This is a genomic window from Achromobacter animicus, assembly GCF_902859585.1.
GTDB lineage: Bacteria > Pseudomonadota > Gammaproteobacteria > Burkholderiales > Burkholderiaceae_B > Achromobacter > Achromobacter animicus.
On the sequence record NZ_CADIJM010000001.1, the window covers coordinates 534,830 to 554,314 of the forward strand.

The following is a 19,485-nucleotide window of genomic DNA, read 5'->3' on the forward strand; positions in this document are numbered from 1 at the left end:
GGGCCGATGGGCGATGCGCTCAGCGGATTACCTGACTACTGCTACCTGCAGCGCGGATTGCCCGATTGCCGGATTACGACTTGACGCGTGAAACGTCGGCCTGCTTGGAGGTCTCGGCGCTACGGGAAGGCGCGTCGTGACGGTCGGACTGCTTGTTGGATTCGGGCGCTTTCCAATTCAGCGGGGGGATCTCGAAGCTTCCCTTCTTGGCAGTCAATTGATGAGTCATAAGCATGCTCCTGGACAGGCACATGGCTTCCCCCGCCGAGCACCATGCACAGATTCTGGCGGGCCATGAATGCCGCGGGTGCGGGGGAGCATTCAGAAAGCAGGCGGCGCCGGGAAGAGGTATTGGCAGTTTTATTGTTTTTTTGCCGATAGATAAAAGATTTTAGCCCAAAGTTGACAGAAATAGCAAGCAGGAGTACCAGATGCCGTTTGCTCGCGGCATCCATCCGATGCCGCGCGGTGCTGGCAACGACCCAAAACTGCAAGTGATTGACTTTGGAGAATGATCGTTCTACCATCTGCCCATCGCAGATAGAACGATCATTCCCCTTATGTCCGATACCGCCCTTACCCCCGCCTCCGACGTGCATGAAAAGCTGCTGCGCGCCACCGAACATCTGATCTATGGCGGCGGTATCAATGCCACCGGCATGGACCTCATCGTCAAGACCTCTGGCGTATCCCGCAAGACCATCTACAACCACTACGGCACGAAGGAAGTCCTGGTTGCCGCTGCACTGACGGCCCGCGACGAGCGTTGGATGCAGTGGTTCATCGACGCCACGACCCGCGCGCCCTCGCCGCGTGCGCGCCTTCTGTCCATCTTCGATGCGCTGCGCGAATGGTTCGCGTCGGACGGCTTTCGCGGCTGCGCGTTCATCAACGCCGCCGGCGAAATCGGCGACGCGGACAGCCCGATCCGCGCGGTAGCCCGGCGCCACAAGGAACGTCTGCTTGCCCACGTGCTGTCGCTGGTGCAGGCCGCGGGCCTGCCGCACGCCGATGAGCGCGCGCGCCAATTGCTCGTGCTGATCGACGGTGCGATTGCCGTGGCCATGGTCACGGGCGATGCGTCCATCACCGACAGCGCCGAACGCGCCGCGCAGGCGCTGCTAGACGCGGATTGCTGAGTCCACGCCCTCCTCTTGCTTTTTTCCACCCCCCCTGTCCATGAGGCCCTTGCCATGACGACCCCCTCCGAAGTCCGCCCGCCCCTTCCCCCCTTCACGCACGAAAGCGCCATCCAGAAAGTGCGCCTGGCCGAAGACGGCTGGAACAGCCGCGATCCCGACAAGGTTTCGCTGGCCTACAGCCTGGACACGCACTGGCGCAACCGCGCCGAGTTCGCAACGAACCGCGAGGAAGCGCGTGCGTTTCTGGCGCGCAAATGGGCGCGCGAGCTGGACTACCGCCTGATCAAGGAGCTGTGGGCCTACAACGGCAACCGCATCGCGGTGCGCTATGCCTACGAATGGCATGACGATTCGGGCAACTGGTTCCGTTCGTATGGCAACGAGAACTGGGAGTTCAACGAAGACGGCCTGATGTTCAACCGCTATGCGTGCATCAACGACATGCCGATCAAGGAAGCGGACCGCAAGTTCCATTGGCCGCTGGGACGCCGTCCCGACGATCATCCGGGGCTGTCGGAACTGGGCCTGTAGTACCCATCAATACGCATGCGCGCATGTGATCCGCATGCGCGCAACGCCCGCTTTTCGGTTGAAAAAGGCCTAGGGATTTCCCCCGGTTTCGTGGCGATACGCACACCCGCGCGCAACTTTCGCGAACCTTGAAAGGTGAACGGAAGTTTGGATTTTTAGACTCCCGCATTCATTGCAGTGTCAGCTTTTGTTCAGACCGCAGTCAGACATAAGCACAACAACGGGAGGAAAAGACCATGCAATCAAAAAGCAGCGCCGTACGGCGCGAGGCGTGGGCCGCGGGCACGATGATCGTGCTGGGCCTGGGCGCCATCGCGCAGGCGTCAACCTACACACTGGGAAGCCTTGATCGCATGGGTCCTGGCATGTTCCCCGCGATTCTGGGCGTACTGCTCGTCCTTCTGGGGCTGGCCATTGCCAAGACGGCGACGTCGCCCGTCGTTGCCGAGGAAGATGCCGAAGAAGTGGCCCCGCCCGAGTGGCGCGGCTGGGGCTGCATCATCGGCGGGTTGCTGTCCTTCATTCTGATCGGCAAGTTCGGCGGCCTGGTGCCGGCGACCTTCGTGCTGGTCTTCATCTCTGCCATGGGCGATCGCCAGCACACCTGGCGCAGCGCAGCCATTCTTGCCGCCGGTGTGACGGTGCTTGGCGTGGCGGTTTTCTCCTGGGCCCTGCAGCTCCAGTTTCCGTTGTTCCGCTGGGGTTGATCCATGGAAATCTTCAATAACCTGATGCACGGGTTCTCTGTCGCGTTCGCGCTGGACAACCTGATGTGGGCCATCTTCGGCGTGTTCATGGGCAACCTGATCGGCGTGCTGCCGGGCATGGGTGTGCTGGCCGCCATTTCGATCCTGCTGCCGCTGACCTACACGATGACGCCCACCGCGGCGTTGGTGATGCTGTCCGGCATCTACTACGGCTCGCAATACGGCGGCGGGATCACGTCGATCATGCTGAACCTGCCGGGCACCGCGTCGCATGCGGTGGCGTGTCTGGACGGCAATCCGCTGGCGCGCAACGGCAAGGCCGGCTCGGCGCTTTTCATGCTGATGTTCTCGTCGTTCTGCGGCGCGTCCGTCGGCATCCTGGCGATGATCCTGTTCTCGCCGCTGCTGGTTGACGTTGCGTTCAAGTTCGGTCCCGCCGAGTACTTCTCGATGATGATGCTGGGCCTGCTGGCCGGCGCCACGCTGGCCAAGGGATCGGCGATCAAGGGCGTGGCGATGGTCGTGGTCGGCCTGCTGCTGGGCGTGGTGGGCACGGACGTCAACACGGGCACGATGCGCTTTCACTTCGGCATCCTGGAACTGTCCGATGGCCTGCAGATCGTGGCGCTGGCCATGGGCCTCTTCGGCGTGGCGGACTTCCTGAAGAACATCAATCGCATCGGCGGCGACAGCAAGGTCACGTCCGCGAAGGTGAGTCTGAAGTCTATGCGTCCGGAAGCCGGCGACATCAAGCAATCGCGCGGCGCGCTGGTGCGCGGCACGGCCATCGGCGCGGCGTTCGGCATCCTGCCGGGCACGGGTCCGACCATTGCGTCGTTCATCTCGTACGCAACGGAAAAGAAGGTTGCAAAGGAACCGCGCCGTTTCGGCCGCGGCGCCATCGAAGGCATCGCCGGTCCGGAAGCGGCCACCAGCGCCTCGACGCAGACCAGCTTCATTCCGACGATGAGCCTGGGCATCCCCGGCGATCCCGTCATGGCGCTGATGCTGGGCGCGCTCATCATCCACGGCATCCAACCGGGTCCGCAGATGATGATCGAGCACGCCGACATGTTCTGGGGGCTGATCGCCAGCTTCTGGGTCGGCAACGTGCTGCTGCTGCTCTTGAACCTGCCGCTGATCGGCATGTGGGTGCGCCTGTTGACCGTTCCCTTCCGCTATCTGTTCCCTGCCGCGCTGTTCTTTGTCTGCGTGGGGGTCTACAGCACGAACAACAACCTGTTCGACGTGGGGATGGTGACCTTGTTTGGCGCGGCGGGTTACGCGCTGATCCGGCTGCGGTTTGAACCGGCGCCGCTGCTGCTGGGCTTTGTGCTCGGGCCGATGGTGGAAGAAAACTTCCGCCGCGCCCTGCTGCTGTCGCGTGGTGAGCTGTCGATCTTCGTGACGCGGCCCATCAGCCTGGGCTTCATCCTGGCGTGCGTGGGACTGATCGCGTTGCTCGCAGTGTCGGCCCTGCGCGCACGCAAGGCGCGCGAAGCGCTCAAGCACGCGGAGTCTGCTGCGTAACCGCAAGGCAAGTTTCGGGGTAGTGCTGCTTTGGCCGGTCTCGCAAGGACCGGCCTTTTTTTTGCGTATCGCTGGCTGAGCACAAACGCCGCGCACGTCTGGCTGGCGTTGTGGGGCCTTTATGCCTTGGCGGCGACGGGAACCCGGAAGGGAACGCCCAATCGATTGAACGCGTTCATGGCAGCGATCGCGATCGTGAGATCGACCAGGTCCTTGGGCGCGAACGCGGCCGAGGCGGCGGCGTAGGCTTCGTCCGAGGCGTGCGTTTCGCTGACGCGGGTCACTTCCTCCGCCCACGCCAACGCGGCGCGTTCCTGGTCGGAGAACAGGTGGTGAACTTCGTCCCACACGGGCACCAGCGTGATCTTGTCGACCGACATGGTCTTGCGCAGGTCACGGGTGTGCAGGTCGATGCAGTGTGCGCAGCCATTGATCTGCGAGACGCGCAGGAACACGAGATGCACGAGTTCCGCCGGAAGCGCGGTGCGCTGTGTCACGTAGTGGTGAATGCCAAAGAGCGCTTTCGCGCCATCGGGTGCGGTTTCTTGCCAGTTCAGGCGGGTCATTCCAGTTCCTTGCTGCGGTTGTTGATGACCGCAACATTACCCTGCCGGATGCCGGTGCAACAGGGCCAAGAATTGGCGTATTGACTGATCCAAGATGACCGCGCCCCGTCCTGGCCAGCGGCATCCCCACCTTTTCCCGAAGCGGGCTTTTCAGTGTTCGGGTGCGGACGCGTCGCTGCCGCCATGACCGTCGATGTGCCCAAGCGGGCGGCCGGGATCCAGGCGGTCGCGCACGCGCTGCTTCAGCACCTTGGCGTCGGGAAAACCGCCGTCGCGCTTGCGGTCCCAGATCAGGTCGCCGTTGTAGGTGATCTGGAAGATGCCACCTGTACCCGGCTGCAGCGCCACTTCGCCCAGATCGGTCGAAAACGTGGATAGCAGTTCCTGCGCCATCCAGCCGGCGCGCAGCAGCCATTGGCACTGCGTGCAGTAGAGGATGACGATGCGAGGGCGCAAGGCGGGCGGGTTCATGGGAAAGGCATTCTACGCCAGGCCAGCGACGCGCGATCATGGATAATGTCGGGTTTTCCCGGGTCTGCAATGGGCCCAGAGCCTGCAATGAAGTCTGCCTTGACGCCCCGAGGCCAGCGCTGGCTGATCGGTCTTTTGATGGGACTGGTCACGCTTACGCCGATGGCCATCGACATCTACCTGCCCTCCCTGCCCGCCATGGCGCACGCGTTTGACGAGCCCATCGGCGCGCTGCAGGCCAGCATCACGCTTTTCATCTTCGCGGTCGGTCTGGGTCAGGTCTTGATCGGACCGCTTGCCGACCGCTATGGCCGGCGGCCCGTGGCGCTGTGCGGGGCGCTGGCGTATCTGGCGGGCTCCGCGCTGGGCGCGGCGGCAACTTCGCTCGACGTGTTCTATGCCGCGCGCATTGTGCAGGGACTTGGCGCGTGTTCCGCGTCGCTGGTGGCGTTTGCCGCCGTCCGCGATTGCTTCAGCCCGGCCGTCGGCGCGCGCGTCTATAGCTATCTGAACGGCGCGCTGTGTACGGTGCCCGCGCTGGCGCCGATGGTGGGCGGCATGCTGGCGCTCCATGCGGGCTGGCGCAGCACGTTCGTGTTCATGGCGGTGTTCGCGCTGGCGTTGGCGGCGCTGCTTGCGCTGCGCTTCGAGGAGACGCGGGCCAAGCCGGGCCACCGCCCCGGCGCGCTGTACAGCCTGCCCCGCTATGCGCCCATCGTTGCCAGCGGCAGGTTCCTGTACTTCGCGTGTTTCGGCATGGCGGGCATGGCCATGATCCTGGTGTTCGTGTCGGCCGCGCCGGTCGTGCTGGTGCAGCAACTCGGCTATTCAGAGCTGGGATTTTCGGCGTGGTTCGGTGGCAATGCGGCCATCAACATCGCCGCCTTCTTCCTGGCGCCTGCATTCATCGCTCGGTATGGCCGCTACACCATGGTGCGCGTCGGCATGGCGGCGCTGCTGCTGGCGTCGGCGTCGCATCTGGGGGCATGGCTGTGGGCGCCGCTTTCCGCCTGGATCTTCATGCTGCCGGTGGCGGTGCTGACCGTGGGGTTCTCGCTGGCGTTGGGATCGGGGTTGAGTCTGGCGCTGGAACCGTTCGCGGACCGCGCGGGCACCGCCGCAGCGGTCTACGGGTTGTTCCAGATGAGCGGGTCGGCCGTAATCGCGACCGTCTTGCTCGATAGCGGGATGGCGCCGCAGGCGGCCATGGCGTTGATCGGGGCGGTGATTGTGGCGCCGTTGCTGCTGCTGTCGCCGGCACTGGGCCGGCGGATTGATGCACGCAATGGCTAGACCAGCCAGCCCAGCGACCAGCCGCTGACGGCGGCCAGCAGCACCACCCACACCGGCGACCACCGGCCATAGACCAGCAGCGCGAACAGCAGCAACGCCAGGCCAAAGTCGGCCTTGCCGAGAATCGCGCTTGTCCAGACGGGGTCGTACAGCGCGCCGAGCAGGATGCCGACGACGCTGGCATTCACGCCGGCCACCATGTTGCGCACGCCGGGCCGGCGGCGCAACGTATCCCAGAATGGCAGCGCCGCGGCGAGCAGCAAGGCGCCCGGCACGAAGATGACGCACAGCAGCGTCAGGCCGCCCGCCCAGCCGGACAAGGGGCCGGACGACATGGCGCCCAGGAACGCCGCGAAGGTGAACAACGGGCCGGGCATGGCCTGCGCCGCGCCGTATCCGGCCAGAAATTCCGCGTTGGACACCATCCCGGAAGAGACGGACGCGGTTTCGAGCAGCGGCAGCACCACGTGCCCGCCGCCGAAGACCAGGGCGCCGGCGCGGTAGAAGCCGGCGATCTGGCTGGCCAGCGCCCCGTCCGACAGCAGCGCCCACAATGGCAACCCTGCCATCAACGCGGCAAACAGGCCCAGCGACACCAGACCTGCCACGCGGGGCACGCCCGACGAGGCATTGGACAGGACGGGCCGGGGCGGCAATTGCAGGAAGGCCGCGCCGATCACCGCACCCAGCACGACGGCCCCGATCTGCGCCAGCGCCGTGGGCAGCACCACGGTGAGCAATGCAGCGGCGATAGCCAGCGCGGCGCGCGGCCTGTCCGGACAGAGCGATCTGCCCATGCCCCAGACCGCCTGCGCCACGATGGCGACCGCCGCGACCTTCAGGCCATGGATGGCGGCCGATTCGGACAGCCAGCCATAGTGAGCAAGTCCCATGGCAAAGCCGATCAGTGCGAGCGCCGATGGCAGCGTGAATGCGATCCACGCGGCCAGCATGCCGGCCCAGCCGGCCCGGCGCAGGCCGATCGCCATGCCGACCTGGCTGCTGGCGGGACCTGGCAGAAACTGGCACAGCGCGACCAGATCGGAAAACGCGTAGTCATCGAGCCAGCGTCGCCGGTCGACGAATTCAGTGCGGAAATAACCCAGGTGCGCCACCGGTCCGCCAAAGGACGTCAAGCCCAGGCGCAGGAACACCAGAAAAACTTCAAGGCAGGATCCGCGGCCTGTCTGGGCGCGTGCGCCGGTGGCCGGCTTGCTGTCGACATGTTCGTCATGGGGGGATGGGTGCGGCATCGGCTCGGGCTTCTTGGGAGTCGGGGCGGCGATGTCTTTCGGGCCCCAGTTCCAAGCTTATAGCCGGGCCACGGCCGGGATTCAATCGGATAAATGTCAGGAATTGGCGCTTGCCGCGCCTTGCTCGCGGCGGATCATGGCCCATACCAAAAGCGGATTTATGGCACTTCAGCGTTAGGCCAATCGGCCGCATCATGGTCCGGTCAGTTCAACTTCCATCGCATCAGAAAGGTATGCACATGAGCCAGCGTTTGAATTACTTCCAGGTGTCCGAAGTCCTGTCGAAGAAGTATGTCGATTTGAGCATGGCGCTCAAGAAAACCGCCGTGGTCCAGGAATTGGGAGACCTGGTCGATATCCGCGCCTCGCAGATCAACGGCTGCGGATTCTGCCTGGATATGCACGTAAAGGAAGCGACGATCAAAGGCGAGCGCGCGTTGCGCCTGCATCACGTCGCCATCTGGCGCGAATCGCCGCTTTTCTCGCCCCGTGAACGCGCTGCATTGGAATGGACCGAGGCGCTGACCACCCTGCCCCCCCATGGCGTGCCGGACGCAATCTACGACGCCGTGCGCGCCCAGTTCACGGAAAGCGAGCTCTCGGACCTGACGTTCCGGGTGGTCGCCATCAATGGCTGGAATCGCCTGAACGTCGCCTTCCGCACTGTTCCGGGTTCGGCCGACCAGGCCTTTGGCCTGGACAAGGCGGGCCTGAACTGACCAGCGCTTGCCTTCCGCGTTTCACATCAGTTGCAGGATCCGGCGGGCCAGTTGCTCCGCCTGCTCGGCCGACACGATGTTGGTGAAGCTCATGAGCAGGCCGGAGCGCGCATCGGGCGCCGCCGACCAGTGCGACAAGGCTTGCGCATACAGGCCGTGCTGCAGCATGCGCGACGCCAGTTCGCGATCGGTCTGATGGCCTTCCAGGCGCGCCACCAGGTGCATGCCGCCCGGCTGCAAATCGATGCGCAAGCGGGACCCCATGACATCGGTCAATGCTGCCGCCGTGGCGTGGCGCCGTTCGCTGTACAGGCGGCGCATGCGCTGGATGTGACGCGCGAAATGGCCTTCGTTGATGAACGACGTCAGCACGGCCTGCGTCAACGCCGGTGCGCCGCCCGCCAGCAGCATACACAGGCGCTCGAAACGCGGCACCTGCTCTTCGGGCACGACCAGATAGGCAAGCCGCATACCCGGGAACAGCACCTTGCTGAAGGTGCCCGAATACAGCACCCGGCCCTGCCGGTCCAGACTTTTCAGCGCGGGCAGCGGACGGCCGACGTAGCGGTACTCGCCGTCGTAGTCGTCTTCCACGATCCACGCGCTGTTGCGTTCAGCCCAGTCCAGCAAGGCCTGGCGCCGGGGCAGCGACAGCGACAGGCTCAGCGGACTTTGATGCGCGGGCGTCACGACGGCCCCCCGGGCCCGCGGCTCCTGCGCGATGCCCGCCTCCACCACCAAACCTTCCGCGTCCACACGCACGGGCACGGCCTGCATCCCGGCCTGCGCCAGCAGCACCCGCGTGGGCGGATAGCCGGGGTCTTCCACCCAGACCGAATCGCCGGGCTTGAAGAGCGCCTGCATGATGAGCTGCATGGTGTTGTTGTAGCCCGGCGTGATGAACACCTGGCGCGGCGTGCACTGGATGCCGCGCGCGACCTGCAGGTAAGCCGCCGTGGCGGTCCGCAGCCCAAGCAATCCGGCAGGATCCGGGTAGCCGAGGTCGGGCGGCTGCATGCCGCGCAGATGCCGCGCGCCCAGCCGCGCCCAGATCTTGCGCGGAAAGGCGTCTAGCGCGGGCAGCCCCATCTGGAATGGCAGCGGCGCGGCCGGCCGCGGCCAGCGATCTTCGACCGCCTCGGCGGGCCGGGCCCGGGCCGCCGGGGCCGCCGGGGCCGCCGAGGCCATACGCGCGGCGGGTTGCAGGTTGGGTGCGACCACGGTGCCCGCTTGGCCGCGCGCCTGGATGTACCCTTCCGACGCCAGCAGCGAGTAAGCGACTTCAATGGTGCCGCGCGCCACGCCGATTTCCTTGGCGAGCGCGCGTGCCGACGGGATGCGGTCGCCGGGTTTGAGGGCGCCTTCGGCGATGGCGCTACGGAAACGCTCGTAGACCTGCCGGTACAGCGGGAGGCCGGCGGCGTCGGCGACGGTTTGCAGAGCGTCGGGTGTTGCAGGAATCATGGCATAGTCCGTAAGCGCATTTATGGCCCTTCAAATTATGGCATGCGCTTTTTAAGATTCGTACTCACGGTGGGCGTACGTTCAGCGCCCCAACCCCTGAGGGACTGATCCATGCATACATCCTCCACTGAGCCGGCACTGCGCCATCTGGAGACGCCGGAAGAATGGCGGGCTTGCCTGCCGCTGATGCGCGAACTGCGTCCGCATCTGGCCCAGGCGGACGACTTCGTCCAACGCCTGGCCCGGATGCACCAGGAAAACTACCGGCTGCTGGCCGTCATGCGTGACGGCCAGGCGGTGGCGCTGGCGGGATACCGCTATCAGGAAAACCTGATCTATGGGCGCTTCATGTACGTGGACGACCTGGTCGTGGATCCCTCGGCGCGCGGCAGCCGCTGGGGCGCCCGGCTGATCGCCGAACTGGACCAACTCGCTCGCGATGCGGACTGCGACAAGTTTGTGCTCGATACCGGGCTGGGCAACGCGCTGGCGCAACGCTTCTATTTCCGGCAGGGCCTGTTGACCAGCGCCATCCGGTTCAGCAAACCCTTGAAAGGAAGTTCCGAATGAGCATTCTTCGAATTCGCTGCAGCCCGCGGGGGCTCGAGTCCGAAAGCTATCGCCTGTCGCAGCAGATCATCGACCGGCTGACGCGGACGGGTCCGGCCGGCGGCCTGGACGTCGTGGAGTTCGACGCCACCACCCTCACCCATGCGGATGGCGACTATGCGGCTGTGCTGGCGGCGCGAGACGAACCCGAAGCCGACGGACTGGAAAATGGCTCGCTGCTCGCGTCCGGCGATCTGATCCGGATGCTGGACGAGGCCAGCCACGTCGTGCTGGCGACGCCGATGCACAACTTCACCGTGCCCTCCTCGCTGAAAGCGTGGCTGGACCACGTGGTCCGGGTCCGCCACACGTTTCACATCACGCCCCAAGGCAAGGTTGGCGTGCTCGCTGACAGGCCGGTGTATGTCGCGATTGCGTCGGGTGGCGCGTTCAGCGGTGAAGAGGCCCGTCAGCCGGACTTCCTGACGCCGTACCTGCGTCACGTACTGGCGACGATCGGATTGACGCAGGTGACCTTTGTCGCGGTCGAGGGAACAGCCCGGGGCCCGGAATGGCTGGAGGTTGCCCGGGCACGTGCGGAATCCGCTGTCAGTGACGTCTGGTATGCAGCAACGGTGGACGAAGAGGCCATCTGAGGCTGTTTACGCTTACTCCATTATCTGATGCGGGCTTCCTGAACGTGCGCTGGAACTTCTGACGCGCGCGGCGCCATCCGGCTGGTATCCGGATGGCGCCTGTCCGACCCGCTGGCGGCCGAGGGCGCAGTGCCTTCGGGCGATCCGTTCGGGCCGCATTGACACCCTTGATTTAGGCGCTTTACGCTACCCCGCACTCGTGGTCCAACCGGGCGTGGTTCTGCCCTGGCGCACCAAGGTGCGGGAGACGCGTCATGACGCTGAGCAGACCTGGCGCACTCGCGTGCGCGTTGCTGATGCTGGCTTTACTGGCGCCGGCCGGCGCGCTGGCCGCATGCAGCGACAAGACCTTGCGCGGGATGTCCGACGCGGGCCGCAGCGTGGCCACGATTGCCAAACGCTGTGGCATGAGCGCGGCGGCGGTGAAGGAAAGGCTGGGAGCGGTCGACGCGAAAGCCAACCGCGCGCCCGCCGAAACAGTGACGCCGCGCGCGACGCCTGGTGCGGAAACGCGCGCCGCGGCGGCAGGATCCGGCGCGACTTCTGCAGCGCAGTCTGCCGAAAACGCCGCCGAAAAGCCCGCAGCAAAATCCGCGGCAACTGCCGCGACGAGATCGGCGGCAACCGCGGCCACGGCGCCGTCGGCCAGCGCCGCCAAACCGTCGGGCAAGGCGCCGACCGAGCCGCAGAAGCACCCGCCGGGCACCGTGCTGGAGCTTTGCGGATGCTACGGCAGCATGGAATACGGCTTTACCGAGCCGAACGAGCAGTGCGTCAGCGGCTTGGCGGTAGCGACGCGGTGCCCGGGCTATTGCCCGGTGAACCGGTCGCCGTGGCGCCGCATCTGCAGCTGAGGCGGTCGCCCGCCCCGCCCTTGGATCAATCGGCCGCGCTGGCCTGCGGCTGGTGCGGCCGCGCATGCACCTGGTCGATGCGCAGCCCGTCACGACGCGTCACCTCAAAGCCCCAGTCACGCAGCATCACGGTATCGCCCGTTTCCGGGATCCGGCCGCCCGCGCGCAGCAGGCACCCGGCCAGCGTCGCATCGGGATAATCGTCGGCAAGCGCCGGCGCTTCCAACAGGCGCGCCGCTTCGTCCACGGACAGCCGTCCGCCCAGCAACCACGAACCGTCGGAAAGCTGCAAGGCTTCGGGCTGGTCTTCCTGGTGTTCCGGCATGTCGCCCGCCACCGCTTCCAGCACGTCCATCGGCGTGACCAGGCCTTCGCACACGCCGTGTTCGTCCACGACGATCAGCATGTGATCGCGCGAGGCGCGCAGTTCGTCCAGCACCTTCAGCACCGGCGTGGTTTCCATTACGTAGCGCGGTTCGCGCGCCAGTTCCACCAGGTCGATCGGGCCGGGGTTCTGCAGCAGCGGCAGCACTTCCTTGAAGTGCAGCACGCCGAGCACGTTGGCCGGGTCGCCCGCGCACAGCGGCAGGCGCGAGTGGCCGGAAGCGAACTTGCGCACGATGACGTCCGGCGTGTCGGCAACGTCCAGCCAGATCATGTCGCCGCGCGGGACCATGATGGACCGGATGTCGCGCGCGCCGATAGACAGCACGCGTTCGATCATCGAGCTTTCCTCGGGCGCAAAAGCCGGCTCGTCGCCCGCGCCGTCGACCAGCGCCACCACTTCGTCCGCTTGCGACACGGGTTGGCCGGCACGGCCGCCGCGCAAGAGGCGCAGCACGGCCTGCGCCGTGCGTTGACGGCGGCCCAGCGCATGCGTGCCCCGCGCGCGGTTGCGGCGCGCCAACTGGTTGCACAGCTCGATCAGGATCGAGAAGCCGATGGCCGCGTACAGGTAGCCCTTGGGAACATGGAAGCCCAGGCCTTCGGCGACCAGGCTGAAGCCGATCATCAGCAACAGGCCCAGACACAGGATCACGACCGTCGGGTGGCGGCCCACGAAGGCCATCAACGGGCGGCTGGCCAGCATCATGACGGCCATCGCGACCACCACGGCGATCATCATGATGCTCAGGTCCTGCACCATGCCCACGGCGGTAATGACCGAGTCCAGCGAGAACACGGCATCCAGCACCACGATCTGCAAAATGACCTGCCAGAACACCGCATGCTGCGGCTTCTGCGCCTGGTCATGGCTGGCGCTGCCTTCGACGCGTTCGTGCAGCTCCATCGTCCCCTTGAAGAGCAGGAACAGGCCGCCCAGGATCAATATCAGGTCGCGTCCGGAAATCTCGGCGCCCATCACAGTGAACAACGGCGCGGTCAACGTGACCACCCACGCAATACTGGCGAGCAGGCCCAGGCGCATCACCAGCGCGAGCGTCAGGCCGATCAGGCGTGCGCGGTTGCGTTGCTCGGGCGGCAGCTTGTCCGCCAGGATCGCAATGAACACCAGGTTGTCGATACCCAGCACAATTTCAAGCACGACCAGCGTCGCCAGGCCAAGCCAGGCGGTAGGGTCGGACATCCAGTCGAAAATCATCAGGTTTCCACGGAAAACGTAAGCGGACGCGCAAGCGATGCGCGTCGGCGGGAAGGCGTAGTGTCAGGAGCGCGCCGCAAAGGCTGCACAGGCGCGCCGACGGGCACGGCCTGGCGAGGCGGCGCGCGGCCGCCGAGTCGCGGCGTGGCCGCGGAGGCGCTGGGGAATGCGGCGCGCAGGGAAACAGCCCTTGCCGCGGCAGTGTGGGGAGAAGATAACGGGCGCCGGCAGATCCGCGGCGCCCTGCTAGGAGGAGGGTCTTCGTTCATAGATGGCGGATGGCTCCAGGCTGCCGGGGCAGCAAAAAGTCGGAATATCCGCCGCGCTCTCTTTCTTACAGGACCCTGAATATTACCTGAATCGGTAATCCGCGCGACTAGGGGATGTCACCACCTTCATTGGCCGCGCGGATCCGCCGTGCCGCCAGAACCCGATGACGCGCCCGACCCCGGCATGCCGCCGTGTCCCGTGGACCCCGTATTGCTGCCCGGCGTCCCCTTCGCCCCGCGCGTGTCGGTGCCGGCGTCGTCCTGCCGAGGACTCGATCCGGCACGCGACGCATCGCGCTTTCCCTGATCGCCCTTGTCTCCTTGTTTGGATTGGTGGGGCATGGACTTCTCTTGTGCCGGCGTCTTCGGCGTGCCCGCCTTGCGATCCGGCTGGGACTGGCTGCCGGTGCGGGTGTCAGGCGTGGTCGTCTGCGCCTGGGCAACTAGCGTTTTTTCAATGCGCTGCGCGGAAACGCTGGTGGCAAGCAAGCCGCTCATCGCCGTAGCGCACAGATACAGAATCGGTTGTTTCATGGTTGCTCCTTCGTCGACAACGGTGACACACTGGGCCCCAGGCCAACGAGCTGACGCGGGATCTCTTTTCATCCAGGGGCAAGTCGCGTGCCTGCCTCGCCATGGAGCAAACCATGAGTGATAAACCTGTACCCGGCCGGCGGGGGCTGCTCAAAGCCCTGGCCGTCGGTGTCCCCGGCGCAGCGTGGGCGCCCCGCGCGATCAGCGCCCCGGACCCTGCCTCCCCCACTCCCCATCAAGAAGGTGCCGCCACGGGCGGCGCCGCCAACCGAACGCTCAAATTTTTCAACGCGCAGGAAGCCTTGACGATGGATGCCATCGCCGCGCGCCTGATTCCGGCCGACGACCTGGGGCCGGGCGCCAAGGAAGCTGGCGTGACGTTCTTTCTGGACGGCCAGTTGGCCGGCGCCTGGGGTGCGGGCAGCCAGCTCTACCGGCAAGGCCCGTTTGAACAAGGCACGCCGGAACAGGGCTACCAGTTGTCGTTCACGCCGGCCGAGATGTTCCGCCGCGGCCTTGCCGCGCTGGACGCCGCCGCGCGTAAGCAGGACGGCAAGCCTTTCGCCGAGCTGGACGCCGCGCGGCAGGACGCCTGGCTGCGCGACATGCAGGAAGGCAAGCCGGATTTTTCGCCGCTGCCGTCAGGCGTGTTCTTTCAGGCGCTGCTCGAAGGCACGATCGAAGGCTTCTTTTCCGACCCGCTGTACGGCGGCAACGCCGACATGGTGGGCTGGAAACTGGTGGGATTTCCCGGCGCGTTTGCCTCGTTTTCCAACGATATCGAACGCCACGGCGTGATCTGGGCCGGCCAGCCGGTCTCCATTGCCAACGCCGTGGGCCACAAGATGACGCCGGGAGGCAAGCATGGCTAAGACGCTGCCTGCGGTAGACGTGGCAATTATCGGCGGCGGGTGGACCGGCGCCATCATCGGCAAGGAACTCGCGGCCGCCAAGCAGCGGGTCGTGGTGCTGGAACGGGGCGAGGCGCGTTGGCCCTCGCCCGATTTCCAGGGCCCCAATGTCCACGACGAACTCAAGTACACGCGGCGCCATGAACTGCACCAGGACGCCGCGACGGAAACCTACACGTTCCGCAACAACACGGACCAGAAGGCGCTGCCGATGCGGCGCTGGCAGTTCGCCTACCCCGGCACGCATCTGGGCGGCGCGGGCAATCACTGGTCGGGCGCCTACTACCGCTTCGATCCGACCGACTTCGTCATGCGCAGCCATTACAACGAACGCTATGGCAAGGACATCTTCGACAAGGAGCTGACCTGTCAGGACTGGGGCGTGACGTACGACGAACTCGAGCCCTACTTCGATCGCTTCGACTACCTGATCGGCGCGTCGGGCCAGGCCGGCAACATCAAGGGCGAAAAGCAGGAAGGCGGCAATCCGTTCGAGCCTTGGCGCTCGCGCCCCTACCCCAACCCGCCCATGAAGGTGCCCTACGCGCCCGCGCTGTTCGGCGAGGCCGCGCGCAAGCTGGGCTATCACCCCTACGTGCAGCCGTCCGCGCTCTGTACGCGGCCGTACGTGAACTCCGAAGGCCTGCACATGAGTGCGTGCGTGTACTGCGGGTTCTGTTCGAACTTTGGCTGCGAGCACTTTGCCAAGGCCTCGCCGCAGGTCTGCATCCTGCCCGTGGCGATGAAGATGGAAAACTTCGAAATCCGCACCGGCGCGCACGTGCTGCGCGTGGAGCTGACACCGGACAAGAAGCGCGCCCGCGGCGTGACGTACGTGGACGCGGCCGGCGAAGAAGTCTTTCAGCCCGCGGACATCGTTTTCCTCTGTGCATTCGGCATCAACAACGTGCGCCTGCTGCTGCTGTCCGGCATCGGCAAGCCGTTCGATCCGGTCACGAACACCGGCGTCGTGGGCCGCAACTACACGCACCAGACCACCTCAGGCGTGAATCTGTTTTTTGATGAGTCGGTCAATATCAACCCGTTCATGGGGGCCGGCGCGGTGGCGGTGACGATGGACGACTTCAGCGCCGACAACTTCGACCACGGGCCGGTTGGCTTTGTGGGCGGCGGCTATCTGCAGATCCAGGTGGTCAGCGGCGCGCCCATCGGTTTTCATCCGACGCCCAAGGGCACGCCGTCGTGGGGATCGGAATGGAAGAAGGCCGTCGCGCGCCACTACAACCATGCGGCGAACATCACCATCACGGGCTCGGCGCAGCCGTGGCGCGGCGGGTATCTGAGCCTGGATCCCACGTACAAGGACGCTTGGGGCCTGCCGCTGTTGCGCGTGACCTACGACTTTCCCGACAACGACATCCGCATGTCGGTGTTCCTGACCGAGAAAGGCGATGAGATCGCACGCGCCATGAAGGGCATCGCCCGCACCGAGCCCGGCCCGCGCAAGCGGCCGTTTTCGGCCACGGCCTACCAGTCCACCCACCTGACGGGCGGCGCGGCCATGGGCGATGATCCCAACACCAGCGTCGTCAACCGCTACGGACAGTCGTGGGACGTGCCCAACGTGTTCGTCACGGGCGCGGCTTTGTTTCCGCAAAACTCGGGCTACAACCCGACCGGCACCGTGGGCGCCACCGCCTACTGGATCGTAGAGAAAATCAAGGCGGACTATCTGCGTTCGCCGGGCCCGCTGGTGTCATCATGAGCGAACATCGCAAAGGCATCTTTTTCACCGTCGGACTGATGATCGCGGTGCCGGTCATCACGCTGGTCGCCACCGGCGTCCAGATGATGGGCGCCGGTGGCGACGAGGCGATCCGGGCTTCCGCCGTGCCGCAGCCGCCGCCACCCGCAGCCAGCCCGGCGCCACAGGTGGCGGCTGGCCAAGCCGCCGCGCCTGCCGCACCGGCAGCAGCACCTTCGGCACCAGGCACAACGCCTGCCGCCCCTGCCGCTCCGGGCGCCGCTCCCGCCCCGATGAAACCCGTGCCCGGACGCAGCGCCACCGATTTCACCGCGTCGCGCCCCGACTGGGAAAAATGGCTGAACGAGGCCGATCCCGAAGCGGGCAAGCAGCTTGCCGCAAACGGCAAACCCGGCGCCGCGGTGCAGGCCTGTGTGGCCTGCCACGGACCCGCCGGCATCACGCCAACCGGCGGCATCTTCCCCAACCTGGCAGGCCTGCGCAGCGAATACCTGGCCAAGCAACTTGCCGACTTCCGCTCGGGCACCCGCGTGCAGCCGCTGATGAATACGATTGCCCGCGCCCTGACCGAACAGGAAATCGGCCAGGTGGCAGCCTACTACGGCACGCTTGCCGGACCGCCGCTGCACGTGGGCGAGTTTGGCGGCGAGGCCGCCCGCCGGCTGGACGTTGACGGCGACGGCGCTCGCGCGCTGCCCGCCTGCGCCAACTGCCACGGACTGCGCGGCATGGGCGAAGGACCGCTGCTGCCGCGTCTGGCCGGTCAATCGCGCGAGTATTTCACCGACCAGATGAACGCGTTTCGCAGTGGCTCGCGCCAGAACGACGACGTGGGCGTGATGCGGGCGTTTTCGCAACGCCTGACCGATGCCGAGATCCAGGCGCTGGCGGCGTACTACGCGGGGCCTGCGCCTGCGCCGCGCTAGTGTCGATGGCGTCATGACGGCGTAACGCCCCAAGGGAGTACAATCGCGTCCGCCGCACCCGCAATGGGTGCGCGGCTGCGACGCTGTCGCGATCCCAGATGGACCCGGCTTGCCGGGTGGCTCGGCCGGGCGCCTATCCCTCGGACAACTCTCAAGCACCACGGGCGTTCGCCCTCATTTGCCATAGTCGGCTGCCGCACTCCGCTGCCGCGCACACCGGCAACGCGACCCACGCCTGGCGCTTGTTCAATTCAGCTTAGCCAATCAATGTCAGTTCTTTCCAAGCTTCGTCGCGACTGGATGGCCAATCCGCGCGCGGACATTCTCTCGGGCGTGCTCGTCGCCCTTGCCCTGATCCCCGAAGCCATCGGCTTTTCCATCATCGCCGGAGTCGACCCTCGCGTCGGCCTGTACGCCTCGTTTTCCATCGCGTTCATCATTTCTTTCATGGGCGGGCGACCCGGCATGATCTCGGCCGCCACGGCCGCCGTCGCGGTGCTGGTTGCGCCACTGGTGCGCGATCACGGCGTCGGCTACCTGTTTGCCGCGACGGTATTGATGGGTGTCGTGCAGATCGCAGCCGGCTTTTTGCGGCTGGACCTCCTGATGCAATACGTGTCCCGGTCGGTTGTGACTGGCTTCGTCAACGCCCTCGCCATCCTGATCTTCATGGCGCAGTTGCCGCAGCTGATCGGCGTCACGTGGGTGACCTATGCCATGGTGGCCGCCGCGCTGGCCGTCATCTACCTGCTGCCGCGGCTGACCACCGCCGTGCCGTCGCCGCTGATCGCCATCATCGTGATGACGGCCGTGTCCATCTTTGCCGGCCTGGACGTCAACACGGTGGGCGACATGGGCACGCTGCCGTCGTCCCTGCCGTCGTTCGCGATTCCCGACGTGCCCTTCACGCTGGAGACGCTGCGCATCATCCTGCCGTACTCGCTGACGATGGCCGCGGTGGGTTTGCTGGAATCGATGATGACAGCGCAGATCGTGGACGACATGACCGACACGCCCAGCGACAAGCGGCGCGAATGCAAGGGCCAGGGCATCGCCAACCTCGTCACCGGCTTTCTGGGTGGCATGGGCGGCTGCGCCATGATCGGCCAATCGGTCATCAACGTGCGCGCCGGCGGCCGCACGCGGCTGTCGACCTGCGTGGCGGGCGTCTTCCTGCTGTTCCTGATCGTGGCGCTGGGCCCGCTGGTGGCGCAGATTCCGATGCCGGCGCTGGTGGCCGTGATGATCATGGTGTCCATCGGCACCTTCAACTGGCGCTCGCTGCGCAACCTGGGCTCGCATCCGTGGCAGTCGTCGGTGGTCATGCTGGCCACCGTGGCCGTGGTGGTCTGGACGCATGACCTGGCGCGCGGCGTGCTGGTGGGCGTGGTGCTGAGCGGCCTGTTCTTTGCCGGCAAGGTGAAGGGGCTGCTCGACGTGGACGCGTCGCTGTCCGAGGACGGCAGCACGCGCACCTACCGCTATGCCGGCCAGATCTTCTTCGCCTCGGCGTCGCGGTTCTCGGCGGCGATCGACTTCCATGAGGACGTTGACCGCGTGGTGATCGACTTGTCGGCCGCGCACTTCTGGGACATCTCGGCCGTGGGCGAGCTGGACAAGGTGACGCTCAAGCTGCGCCGGGCCGGCCGCCAGGTCGACGTCGTGGGGCTGAACGAGGCCAGCGCGACGCTGGTCGGCCGCTACGCGCAGCCGGGCGCGTCCGCGGGACACTGACCCGGGCCGCGCCTGTCATCTGGCCTAGGTTTCGACGAAGGCCAGGT

The 19,485-nt window shown here is 66.0% G+C and carries 20 protein-coding genes and 1 other annotated feature; of the genes, 13 read left to right on the top strand and 7 right to left on the bottom strand.

All coding sequences use genetic code 11. The features are described 5' to 3' along the window. Nucleotides 1-73 precede the first annotated feature (73 nt). A complete protein-coding gene (locus tag HV681_RS02440; RefSeq protein ID WP_175121543.1) occupies nucleotides 74-229 on the bottom strand; it encodes a hypothetical protein in 156 nt (51 codons plus the stop codon). Nucleotides 230-560: 331 nt separating this feature from the next. Between HV681_RS02440 and HV681_RS02445 the strand changes: the two genes are divergently transcribed. From HV681_RS02445 to HV681_RS02460, 4 genes are all read left to right on the top strand, one after another. Further along, a complete protein-coding gene (locus HV681_RS02445; RefSeq protein ID WP_175121544.1) occupies nucleotides 561-1,139 on the top strand; it encodes a TetR/AcrR family transcriptional regulator in 579 nt (192 codons plus the stop codon). A 54-nt stretch (nucleotides 1,140-1,193) separates the two neighbouring features. Next, nucleotides 1,194-1,673 carry a nuclear transport factor 2 family protein gene (locus HV681_RS02450; RefSeq protein ID WP_175121545.1) on the top strand — a complete coding sequence of 160 codons (480 nt, stop codon included), beginning with the start codon at nucleotides 1,194-1,196 and terminating at the stop codon, nucleotides 1,671-1,673. Nucleotides 1,674-1,909: 236 nt separating this feature from the next. Next, the gene (locus HV681_RS02455; protein WP_175121546.1) at nucleotides 1,910-2,380 is read left to right on the top strand and encodes a tripartite tricarboxylate transporter TctB family protein; all 471 of its coding nucleotides are present in this window, start codon (nucleotides 1,910-1,912) and stop codon (nucleotides 2,378-2,380) included. A gap of 3 nt (nucleotides 2,381-2,383) precedes the next feature. Further along, complete coding sequence (locus HV681_RS02460) at nucleotides 2,384-3,910, top strand: tripartite tricarboxylate transporter permease (protein ID WP_175121547.1); 1,527 nt, start codon at nucleotides 2,384-2,386, stop codon at nucleotides 3,908-3,910. Between the two features lie 119 nt (nucleotides 3,911-4,029). Here the strand turns inward: HV681_RS02460 and HV681_RS02465 are convergent, their stop codons facing one another. Together HV681_RS02465 and HV681_RS02470 are read right to left on the bottom strand one after the other, a co-directional pair. Next, nucleotides 4,030-4,476, bottom strand: a complete 447-nt coding sequence (locus tag HV681_RS02465; protein ID WP_175121548.1) for a carboxymuconolactone decarboxylase family protein — start codon at nucleotides 4,474-4,476, stop codon at nucleotides 4,030-4,032. 150 nt (nucleotides 4,477-4,626) lie between these two features. Beyond that, nucleotides 4,627-4,947, bottom strand: a complete 321-nt coding sequence (locus tag HV681_RS02470) for an Rdx family protein (RefSeq protein WP_175121549.1) — start codon at nucleotides 4,945-4,947, stop codon at nucleotides 4,627-4,629. An 87-nt stretch (nucleotides 4,948-5,034) separates the two neighbouring features. Between HV681_RS02470 and HV681_RS02475 the strand changes: the two genes are divergently transcribed. Further along, entirely contained in the window at nucleotides 5,035-6,240 is a 1,206-nt protein-coding gene (locus tag HV681_RS02475) for a multidrug effflux MFS transporter (RefSeq protein ID WP_175121550.1), read from the top strand. On the opposite strand, the gene chrA is transcribed toward HV681_RS02475, so the two are convergent. Continuing rightward, the gene (chrA, locus tag HV681_RS02480; RefSeq protein ID WP_175121551.1) at nucleotides 6,237-7,493 is read right to left on the bottom strand and encodes a chromate efflux transporter; all 1,257 of its coding nucleotides are present in this window, start codon (nucleotides 7,491-7,493) and stop codon (nucleotides 6,237-6,239) included. The two genes, HV681_RS02475 and chrA, sit on opposite strands and share 4 nt — an antisense overlap. Before the next feature lie 239 nt (nucleotides 7,494-7,732). On the opposite strand from chrA, the gene HV681_RS02485 reads away from it, so the two are divergent. Further along, a complete protein-coding gene (locus HV681_RS02485) occupies nucleotides 7,733-8,212 on the top strand; it encodes a carboxymuconolactone decarboxylase family protein (protein WP_175121552.1) in 480 nt (159 codons plus the stop codon). Between the two features lie 21 nt (nucleotides 8,213-8,233). Here HV681_RS02485 and pdxR read toward each other — a convergent pair whose 3' ends face one another. Beyond that, entirely contained in the window at nucleotides 8,234-9,676 is a 1,443-nt protein-coding gene (gene pdxR, locus HV681_RS02490; protein WP_175121553.1) for a MocR-like pyridoxine biosynthesis transcription factor PdxR, read from the bottom strand. Nucleotides 9,677-9,787: 111 nt separating this feature from the next. Between pdxR and HV681_RS02495 the strand changes: the two genes are divergently transcribed. The 3 genes from HV681_RS02495 (at nucleotide 9,788) to HV681_RS02505 (ending at nucleotide 11,735) form a co-directional block, all read left to right on the top strand. Further along, nucleotides 9,788-10,246, top strand: a complete 459-nt coding sequence (locus tag HV681_RS02495) for a GNAT family N-acetyltransferase (protein ID WP_175121554.1) — start codon at nucleotides 9,788-9,790, stop codon at nucleotides 10,244-10,246. Continuing rightward, entirely contained in the window at nucleotides 10,243-10,881 is a 639-nt protein-coding gene (locus tag HV681_RS02500; RefSeq protein ID WP_175121555.1) for an FMN-dependent NADH-azoreductase, read from the top strand. The genes HV681_RS02495 and HV681_RS02500 overlap by 4 nt, the downstream gene beginning before the upstream one ends. A 290-nt stretch (nucleotides 10,882-11,171) precedes the next feature. Further along, complete coding sequence (locus tag HV681_RS02505; protein ID WP_175121556.1) at nucleotides 11,172-11,735, top strand: hypothetical protein; 564 nt, start codon at nucleotides 11,172-11,174, stop codon at nucleotides 11,733-11,735. Between the two features lie 25 nt (nucleotides 11,736-11,760). On the opposite strand, the gene HV681_RS02510 is transcribed toward HV681_RS02505, so the two are convergent. Both HV681_RS02510 and HV681_RS02515 read right to left on the bottom strand, forming a co-directional pair. Continuing rightward, entirely contained in the window at nucleotides 11,761-13,338 is a 1,578-nt protein-coding gene (locus HV681_RS02510) for a TerC family protein (RefSeq protein ID WP_175121557.1), read from the bottom strand. A gap of 395 nt (nucleotides 13,339-13,733) precedes the next feature. Continuing rightward, nucleotides 13,734-14,141, bottom strand: coding sequence for a hypothetical protein (locus tag HV681_RS02515; RefSeq protein ID WP_175121558.1), 408 nt, complete (start codon nucleotides 14,139-14,141; stop codon nucleotides 13,734-13,736). A 113-nt stretch (nucleotides 14,142-14,254) separates the two neighbouring features. Here HV681_RS02515 and HV681_RS02520 point away from each other — a divergent pair, with 113 nt between their 5' ends. The 4 genes from HV681_RS02520 to HV681_RS02535 all read left to right on the top strand — a co-directional run bounded on the left by HV681_RS02520 (nucleotide 14,255) and on the right by HV681_RS02535 (nucleotide 19,438). Then, on the top strand, nucleotides 14,255-15,013 hold the full coding sequence (locus HV681_RS02520; RefSeq protein ID WP_175121559.1) for a gluconate 2-dehydrogenase subunit 3 family protein: 759 nt from the start codon (nucleotides 14,255-14,257) through the stop codon (nucleotides 15,011-15,013). Further along, nucleotides 15,006-16,778, top strand: coding sequence for a GMC family oxidoreductase (locus HV681_RS02525; RefSeq protein WP_175121560.1), 1,773 nt, complete (start codon nucleotides 15,006-15,008; stop codon nucleotides 16,776-16,778). Before HV681_RS02520 ends, HV681_RS02525 begins: the two co-directional genes overlap by 8 nt. After that, nucleotides 16,775-17,704 (top strand): c-type cytochrome, encoded by a 930-nt coding sequence (locus tag HV681_RS02530; RefSeq protein WP_175121561.1) that lies wholly within the window; start codon nucleotides 16,775-16,777, stop codon nucleotides 17,702-17,704. Before HV681_RS02525 ends, HV681_RS02530 begins: the two co-directional genes overlap by 4 nt. A 97-nt stretch (nucleotides 17,705-17,801) precedes the next feature. Beyond that, nucleotides 17,802-17,854, top strand: a sequence feature (sul1 is cis-regulatory element that is thought to sense ions involved in sulfur or methionine metabolism; They are found in Alphaproteobacteria). 117 nt (nucleotides 17,855-17,971) lie between these two features. Beyond that, on the top strand, nucleotides 17,972-19,438 hold the full coding sequence (locus HV681_RS02535) for a SulP family inorganic anion transporter (RefSeq protein ID WP_175121562.1): 1,467 nt from the start codon (nucleotides 17,972-17,974) through the stop codon (nucleotides 19,436-19,438). Nucleotides 19,439-19,485 lie beyond the last annotated feature (47 nt).